This is a genomic window from Pseudomonas sp. PA1(2017) (assembly GCF_001945375.1).
Classification (GTDB): Bacteria; Pseudomonadota; Gammaproteobacteria; order Pseudomonadales; family Pseudomonadaceae; genus Aquipseudomonas.
Genome location: NZ_MSXU01000015.1, coordinates 615428 through 624281 on the forward strand (window position 1 = coordinate 615428; position 8854 = coordinate 624281).

The 8854-nt window shown below is 63.4% G+C and carries 1 protein-coding gene and 1 pseudogene; both read right to left on the reverse strand.

Going from position 1 to position 8854, the window contains the following annotated elements:
* Window positions 1-6996 (reverse strand): hemagglutinin repeat-containing protein (locus tag BVH01_RS23420; protein ID WP_371915623.1); only part of this gene is annotated, 6996 nt, incomplete at its 3' end.
* A gap of 9 nt (window positions 6997-7005) precedes the next feature.
* Window positions 7006-8854: pseudogene (locus BVH01_RS24765) on the reverse strand (hypothetical protein); the annotation flags it as partial.

Sequence of the window (8854 nt, forward strand, 5' to 3'; positions counted from 1 at the left end):
TGCAGTTTGTTCGCTGGTACGAGTCTTGTCCTTGAGCGACTCGGCCCCGGCAAAGGCACTCACACCATTGCCATCGGAGCTCAGTTGCAAGCCAACGGTCTTGGTGTTCTTCCACGAGGTGACCTGCTCGCTGCTGCTTCCTGCAACGACGTTTACGTCACGTCCTGCATCGAGGAGCACGTTTCGACCTGCGCTGACGCCGCTGCCCACGACATTGACGTCGCGCTTGGCGATCAATGAAGCATCACGCTCGGCATTGACCTGGCTGCCCACATTGGTGGAGCTGATGATTTCCTGGCCGCTCTTCTTGGCGGTAGAAATTGTGATACCGCCAAGCCCTGCTGCATTACTGGCGGAAAGATCGAACTTCTTCTTGTACGACTCGCTGCGGCTATACGCCTCGTCATTCGCCGCTACCAGGTTGATATCACCCGTGTCCTTCACCAACCCGGCGCGCAGCTCAACATCATTACCGGCATCGGTGGTGCTGGCACGCAGGCGAATATCGTTGCCTGCCGCGATGACTACGTCGTTGCCCGCTTCCAGTTCGCTGGCGACCTGGGTGGCGCTGGTCTTGAGTTGGCTCTTGCCGCTCTTGGAGAGGCCAAGGAAACCGGATTTGGTTTTCTTGGAGTAGGAGCCATGCTCCTCGACACCGGACAGCACGGCTACATCGCCGGTACCGCCAACCAGCAGATCATTACCCGCCGTGAGCTGGCTGCCGATGACGGTGACGTCGCGACCACCGTCGAGATTCAGGGCGCCATTGGCTGCCTTGCTGGTGTTGACAGTAAGATCGTTGCCCGCCTCGATCACCGAGGCGATGTTGGTGCTGTTGTAGCTTTCCTGCTGTTTACTGCTGCTGCGCCCGAATGAACCTTTCTTCTTCTTGAAGTAGTAGGAGGCGCTTTCGTCCTTGGCCGACAGGATGTTGATGTCCTGGCTGGCGTCGATGTCGACATCGTTGCCCGCCTGTACACGGCTGGCGATCACGCTCAGGTCATTGCCCGCTCCCAGGCTGATGTCACGACCGGCCTGGATCTCGCTGGATTGCTGGGTGATCTGATCACGGCTTTGGGTGACTTTCTTACTGCGCGACAGAAAATGGCTCTCGTTGGCGGCGCTGGAGAGCACCAGATCACGCTCGGCACCGAGGTCAATATCGCGGCCTGCCGTCACGCGGCTGGCCACCACACCCAAGTCACGCCCGGCAGCGATATCCAGATCACGCCCAGCGCTGACCTGGGCGCCCACCTGTGTTACCCGTTCATTGGCGAACCAGTTGCCGCGAGTCTGGTACTGCCCCTCCTGCACGGAAGCGACGGTAACGTCGCGGCCAGCCTGGATGGTAAGGTCGCCGCGGCTATCGAGGACACTGCCGAGGTTGCTCACGTCGCGCCCAGCCGCCAGGCTGAGGCTCTCGGCGGCTTCGATGCGGGCAGCGTTGTCGACGTAGGTCTGCCCCCAGCGATGGGAGCCTATGCTGGCCGCATGTTGAGTGACGCTACGCTCATTGACTATGTCGCCTTCACGGGCGACCAGGCTGACATCGCGCCCGGCGATGATGCCGCCCTGGGCGTTGCGGATGCTGTCGGTCGCCAGAACTTGCAGGCGCTCGTTGGCCTGCATGAGGCCGCTGTTGGCGATGTTTCTCCCTTGTATATCCAACGCGCCGCTGGCTCGCAGGGTGCCCTGGTTGCTGAGGTCACCACCGCCGATCAACGCCACATCACGGCCCTGGATCAACGCGCCGTTGGGGGCCAGGCGGCCTTCGGCCTGGGCCAGGTAGAGCACCGGCACCAGAACCTTTTCGCCTAGAACCTCCTGCTCTTCCATCCACACGATATCGTGGGTCAGGGCAGCCACCTGCTGAGCGCTCAGGCTGACGCCAAGGCCCAGATTCAGTGCCTCCTTGCTGGCGATGGCGTTGTTCATCAGGTAGCGGAACATCGCCTCGTCGCTGGTCAACCCGGCCAGGTAGCGCTGGCCGATGCGGGCCAGGATGGCTTCGCGGATCAGCCGCTGTTCGTAGAGACCATCGCCCAAACGCTTTTGCGCCTGGTCGGGGTCATAGCCCAGCTTGCCCAGCATGTAGTCGGAGCTGAGGAAGCGGCTCAGTTCGGTCAGTGCCGGGTTGGTCTCGATTAGGTATTTGTGAGGCCGGGCGACAGGGTTCACGATGACGCCCTGGGCCTGGGAAACCGGATTACCCGCACCACCCTGAGCGGCGGATACCTCGACGGTCACCTGGGTGCCGGGCTGAATAACCAGTGACGGTCTATCGACTGCAACCGGCTGGCCAAGGCCAGCCTGGAGCTGACCGCTTTGATCGCCCCGCACATCCTCTATCCGTACAGCGCCGGAGCCTTCACGCTGTGCCTGCTCGAGGCTTGTGCCGGCCAACACCCACTGCTGGGCAGCGGCGGCCTCACGTACCTGGCTGTCGCTGCCGCTCTGGCCACTGAGGCGAAACAGTCCATTCTGGCCGGAAGGCAGTCTGAAGCCAGGCAGGTTCAGCGGATTCACCTGTTGCTGTGCAAGGTCGGCCGGGAGTTGCGGGTTGAGGCGCACGACGGTGGTCGAGCCACTGCCAGCGCTGCTGGTATCGCCGGCACGCGAGGTGCCAGGAGCGATGCCCTGCCCATTGCGGCGAACACCGTTCTCGATGACGTTCGCGCTTTGCACGGTGACATTGCCACCGGCCTGGATCACCGCCCCCGCAGCTACGCCAGTCGAGGTGACGGTATCGACCGAATCGACAAGGCTGTAGGTGCTGAAGATTGCGGGAACCGGGTACTGAACTGTGGGGTTGTAGTCGCGGTTCAGCCTGGTAGTAACCTGGGAACGAGTCGGCAGATAAGTGATCTGGTTGCGATCTTCGCGAACGGAATATCTGTGCTCATATATCGCGTTGTACTTGTTGTACTGGGCAATCGCTCCGCTCGGTGCGATCAGCCCCTGGAAAACACTTCGCCGCTCGGAATCGAGCGGATTACGGTATTGACGATAGCGATTCACGCTTTCGGTGGCAGAGCCGAGGTTCGATACCTGATCGCCAACGAGCAATATATTGCCAGCCGCGGAAATCGTGCTGTGACTGTTCTCGATCGTGCTGCCAGTGAGCTTGAGGTTACCGCCAGCCTGGATCAGGGAGGCTGGTGAGTCGGAGGAGACGGTCCGCTCTATTTGCTCGTTAAGGAAGTAATAGAAGTCGAAATTGCGCCCCTTGCAGTCAATGCAGTGGAAAGTGATGCTGCCCGACACCAGCCGTTCGGAAACGGCAAAGGCATCCTTGCGGTTGATGATATCCAGGGCGTTGACGGCAAGGTTCCTGGCGCTCTCAACGGTACTGGATACGTTTTCGAAACGGCTGGACCGCTTATCAGCCGGATCACCTGTGATCAGCAACGCCCCGAGGCTGTACACATCCGCGTAACGGTTTGTGAAGGTATCGACATACAGCACCATGTCGTCGCCGCCGAACAGCAGCCCCTTCTCGTTGGTAAGGCTCGGCGTGCTCAGGGTCAGGCGCTGGGCACTGCCCAAGGTGCCGGCGTTGTTCACACTGGCCGCGCTGAGGGTGAGGTTGTCGGTGGCGGTCAGGCGTCCCCTGTTGAGCAGGGCACCACCGAGCACGAAACTGGCGGTGCCTGCGGCAGTAATGCTGGCGGTTTCGCTGAGGCTCAGGCTGGCGGCGGCAAGCTCCATGGCACCCTGGCTGGTGAGCCGGCCGTTGCCGCTGTAGCCACCGCTGAGGGTCAGATCGAGGGGACCGTCGCTGGCGATCAGGCCGTGGTTGATCCAGTTGCCGCCTTTGCCAGTCAGCGAACCAGTGGCCAGCAGTTGCCCATTGGTCGTCTGCTCGAAGGTGCCGATGTCCAGCGTCAGGTGCCCGGCCTGGAGGATGCTGTCGTTGCTCCAGCTGTCGGCCTTGAGGGTCAGGCCGCCCTGGGTAACGAAGCTGCCGCCCGCGGCGGCGACCTGCGCCAGGGCTACACCGAACTCACCACTGCCAGCGTGCAGCAGCTTGCCATTGTGGTTGAGCAGGCTGCCGAGTTTGAGGGTCAGGTCGCGGTTGGCGGTTTCCAGGGTGCCGCCGCGGTTGTCCAGCAGCGCGCCCAGGTTGAAGAAGGTGGTGCCGGTACTGCCCAGGGCGCGTAGCTGGCCGCCCTGGTTGTTCAGGCTGCCGCCCTGCACGTGCAGCGTGCCACGGCTTTCGATGATGCCTTGCTGGTTATCGAGTATGGCGTCGGTAGCCTGTTCCAAGGTGATGGTGGCCGCCCCGAGGGTGCCACCCTGGTTGTTCAGGTCGCCGCCACGCAGCAGCAGGTCACCCTGGGCATGCAGGGTACCGCTCTGGTTGTCGATGGCGCTGGCCTGCAAGGTCGCCGCGCCGCTCAGGGAATGAATACGCCCGGCAGTGTTGTCGAGGTTGCCAGCGACCTGCAGGTCGATGTGCTGCCCCTGAATCAGACCGCCCTGCCCGATGGCGCCGTTGCGCAACCAGGCGGAAAGACGGGTGCGCACCCAGCCCTCGAGGCTGGCCAGGGTACCCTGGCGGTTGTCGAGGCTGGCAGCGGTAAGGTCGACGGCACCGCTACGGCTCTGCAGAGTGCCGGCCTGATTGTTCAAGGCACCGCCGATGTTCAGCAGCAGATCGCCCTGTCCCTGAATTGCTCCGCCGCTGTTGTCGAGACTGGCGGCGTTCAGATTCACCTGAGCGTCACGGCTGTAGATCAGCCCATCGGCGCTGTTGTTCAGCGCCTGGGCGACACCGAGCTCCAGCACCCCATTGGCGGCCAGGGTCGCGCTGCCACTGTTGTCCAACTCGCTGACGACGAGCTTGGCGGTGCTCTGGCTGGCCAGCGTGCCGCCCTGGTTGTTCAGGGTATCGGCCGTGATGTTCAGGGGACCGGCGCTGGCCAGTTGCCCAGCAGCATTGCTCAGGGTGCCGTCGACGTTGAGCGTGGCTGCACCGCTGGCAGCGATGCGGCCATGGCTATTGTCCAGGGTCTCGCTGCTCAGGGTCAGGCCTTGCTGCGCCTGCAACAAACCGCCCGCGTTGGCGACGCTAGTGGCGTCGATGACCAGGCGCTCTGCGGAGTCGATCTGCCCGGCGCGGTTGTCCAGTTGCCGAGTGATCCGCAGGCGCTGGCCCGCACCACTGGAAAGAATGCCCCGGTCACTGTTGTCCAGGCTCTCGGCCTGAATATCGAGACGGTCGGCAGCCACTAGAGCGCCTTCGCCACTGTTGAGCAGTGCACCGGCGAGTTCTACGGCGAGGCCGCCATCGCGACTGGACAGCGTGCCGCGCTGGCGGTTGTCGAGGGAGCTGCCACTCAGCTGCAGGCCCTGCCAACCGGAGAGCAGGCCGCCACGATTGTCGCCTTGGCCCAGGCTCAGGCGCAGCCACTGCCGACTGATCAGGCGACCATTGCGGTTGTCCAGGCTGGTGGCGGCCAGGTCCAGCACGCCGAGGCTGGAGATTTCCCCAACTGCGTTATCGAGGGCTCGCAGGTTGCTCAGGGTCAACGGGCCGTTGCTGCTGATCAGGCCCTGGCGGTTATCCAGGTCCCCCTGGCGCAGGTCGAGGCTGAGAGAGCTTTCGCCAATCAAGGCGCCCTGCTGCTGAGTCAGGCGGTCGAGGGTCAGTTGCAGGTCGACCTTGGCCGAGACTTCCCCTCCCTGGCTGGAGTCCAGCGAAGCGGCGTCGAGCGTGAGGGTGCCCTGGCTGTTGATCAGCCCACCGTCGCGGTTGTCCAGCGCACCGTTGCTGCGCAGCTCAAGGGCCTTGCCGGCCAACAGAGTGCCGTCGGTATTGTTGAGCGTGCCGCTGTTCAGGCGCAGATCGCCGGCACTCTGAATGAGGCCCTTGCTGGTGTTGCTCAGGTTGCCGGTAAGGTCGATGCCGAGGTCGCCGCGGGCGAAGAGTGTGCCCGCGTCGTTACTCAGATCCTTGGCACGCAGGTCGATGCCTCGGGCACTGATCAACCCTGCCAGGTTGGCCAGCACGCCCTGAATCCGCAACGTCAGGTTCTGCTCGGAGAGCAGTCGGCCACTGGCGTTGTCCAGGCGATTCGCTAGCAGGCTGAAACCCTGGCTACTGGAGATCTCGCCGCCCCGGTTACTCACCGCCCCCAGATTGTTCAGCAACAGTTGGCCGGGGGCATGCAGCAAGCCGGCGTCATTGTTCAGGTCGCCACCATCAAGGTCGAGGGTGAGGCTGGTCTGGCTGAACAGTTCACCACCCTGCTGCGCCAGACCGCTGGCCTGCACGGACAGCGGGCCACTGGCGGCAATACGCCCTTGGGCGTTACCGATCTGGTCGGCCTGCAGGTCCAGACTGGCGTTACCCGTCAGGCGACCACTGTCGTTGTCGAAACGCCAGGTGATGACGCTCAGATGCTCCACCGCGGAGATCTGGCCATGGCGGTTGTCCAGACCGGCGCTACGCAGCAGCAACCCAGCATCGGTGAGCAGACGCCCCTGCTGATTGAGCAGTGCGCCCTGGCTGGTGACCTGCAATGCACCCGCGCTGGAAAGGCTCCCCGCGCTGTTGTCGAGCGTGGCGGCGGTGACGCTCAGCGTGCCTTCGCTACTGATTTTTCCCGCGTTGTTGATCAGTTGGCCATCGTGGGCCAGGTCACCGGGACGAGCAGCGAGTTCGATCAGCATGCGAGTATCGCTGGCGAGCGTACCGCCGGAATTGTTCAGGTGAGCAGCGCCGAGCTGAAGCTGATCACGCCCGAAGATCAGCCCCTTGTCGCGATTGAGCAGACGCGCAGCCGCCAGGTTCAGGTGCGCCGCCAGCAGGCGGCCACCGTCACTGTTGTCGAGTGTGGTGGTGTTCAGACCGACAGTGCCACGGCTGGATATTTCACCGCCGCGGTTGTCGATGTCGCCAACCGTCACGCTCAGTGGACCATTGGCCGCGACCCGGCCTTTCTGGTTATCCAACCGCTGTGCCAGCAGATTCAGATCGCCTTCGGCCAGCAGTTCGCCGCCCTAGTTGGCCAGCGTGCCGCTTATCCCGACATCGAGTCGGCCCTGGCTACGCAGCAGGCCGTCAGCGCCATTGTCCAGCGCCGCAGCGTTGACCTCTACCTGACGACCGGCCAGGCTACCCCCTCGATTGTCCAGGCTGCCAGAAACGCTGACGCGCAGGTCCTGCTCGCTGATGAGTTTGCCGCTGCGGTTGTCCAGGCTGCTCGCTGCCAGGTCGAAGCCCTGGCGACTGGAGATTTCACCCCCTCGGTTATTCACCGCACCAAGGCCGTTGAGCCGTAACGCACCAGGGGCGTTGATGAAACCAGCCGCGTTGTCGAGAACGCCGCCCTGCAGGTCAAGGGCCAGGCTGGTCTTGCTGAACAGCTCGCCACCCTGTTGCTGCAGACCGTTGGCCGTCAGTTCAAGCGGCCCGTTAGCGGCGATACGCCCCTTGCGGTTGGCGATCTGCGCGGCGTGCAGCGCGAGCGTGGAGCCGGCCGAGATCAGCCCCTGATCGTTGCTCAGGTCGCCACTGCGCAGCTTCAGAGCCGCGTCACCAAGCACCCGGCCACCCTGATTGCTCAGCTCTCCTAGCAGGTTCAGGTTCAAGTCTCGAACGCTGGAAACATCGCCCTGGCGATTATCCAGACGCGCGGCACTGACGTTGAGCGCACCCTCGCTACCCAGCAGACCATCAGTATTGATCAGCCCACCGTCGAGCTCGTCCCGCGCCGCGAGCCGGACGCGCAAGTCTTCACCCGCAAAAAGCGAGCCGCCGCTGTTGTCCAGCCAAGCGCCGGCAACCTGCGTATTGCCCTGCCCGTGAATCAGGCCCTGATTACGATTGAGCAGGCGCTGCGTGGTGAGCACCAGGTGCGCACCGATCACCTTGCCCTGGTCGCTGTTGTCCAGGCCCTGTGCGGCCATCGTTACCCTGGCTCGGCTGGAAACCGTCCCGCCGCGGTTGTCGATATCGTCGAGCACCAGTTGCAGATCACCATTGGCTGCGATACGGCCAGCACGGTTTTGCAGGCGCTCCCCCGTCAACTCGAGCGTGGTTTCGGCCAGCAGCTTGCCGCCCTGATTATCCAGAGAAGCCGCCGCCACCTGCGCACCCTGGCGACTGGAAATTTCGCCTGCCGTATTGTCGATCTTGGCGGCGCTGTCTATACGCAGCGCCTGCCCGGCATTGACCAGCCCCGCACGGTTGTCCAGGTTGCCACCGGCAAGGTCGACACTCAGGCCTGCCCCGCTGTTGAGCACACCGCCCTGCTGGGCCAGTCCGGTCGCGTTGACCTCAAGCGCCTGGCCGGCAGCGACACGTCCCTGAGCATTGTCGAGCTGGCCACTGCGCAGTGCGAGGTTGCCATCGGCGACGATGCGCCCCTTGTGGTTGTCGAGCTGGGTGCTGTCGACTCGGGCATTGCCCTCGGCCAGCAACTGGCCGTCGCGGTTATCCAGCAAGCCCTTGGCATCTACCTGCAGATCACGGCTGGCAACCACGCTGCCCGCGTTACGTATCTGCTTGCCCGCGAGCAAGACGCTGCCCACGTCATTGCGGCTGTTGTCGTCATTCACTCCGGCTTCGACATGGCCCTCGTTGGTCAAGCTAGCGCTGCCAGTCAGCTCTATCCGGTCACGAGCAGCCAGACTGCCACGGTTCACCAGACCTTCTGTGCCCTGAACATCGAGTCGGCTGCCGGCATATACCTGCCCCTGGATTTCAACGCTCTCGGCGCGTGCCGCGATCTGCTCGCTGGCCGCCGCATTATTGAGGGTCAACTGCCCATTGGCATCGATCCGAATATCCCCGGCGCTGGCGGCCATATCACCGGCCAGTTTCACGCCTACACCGGCTTCGGTACCG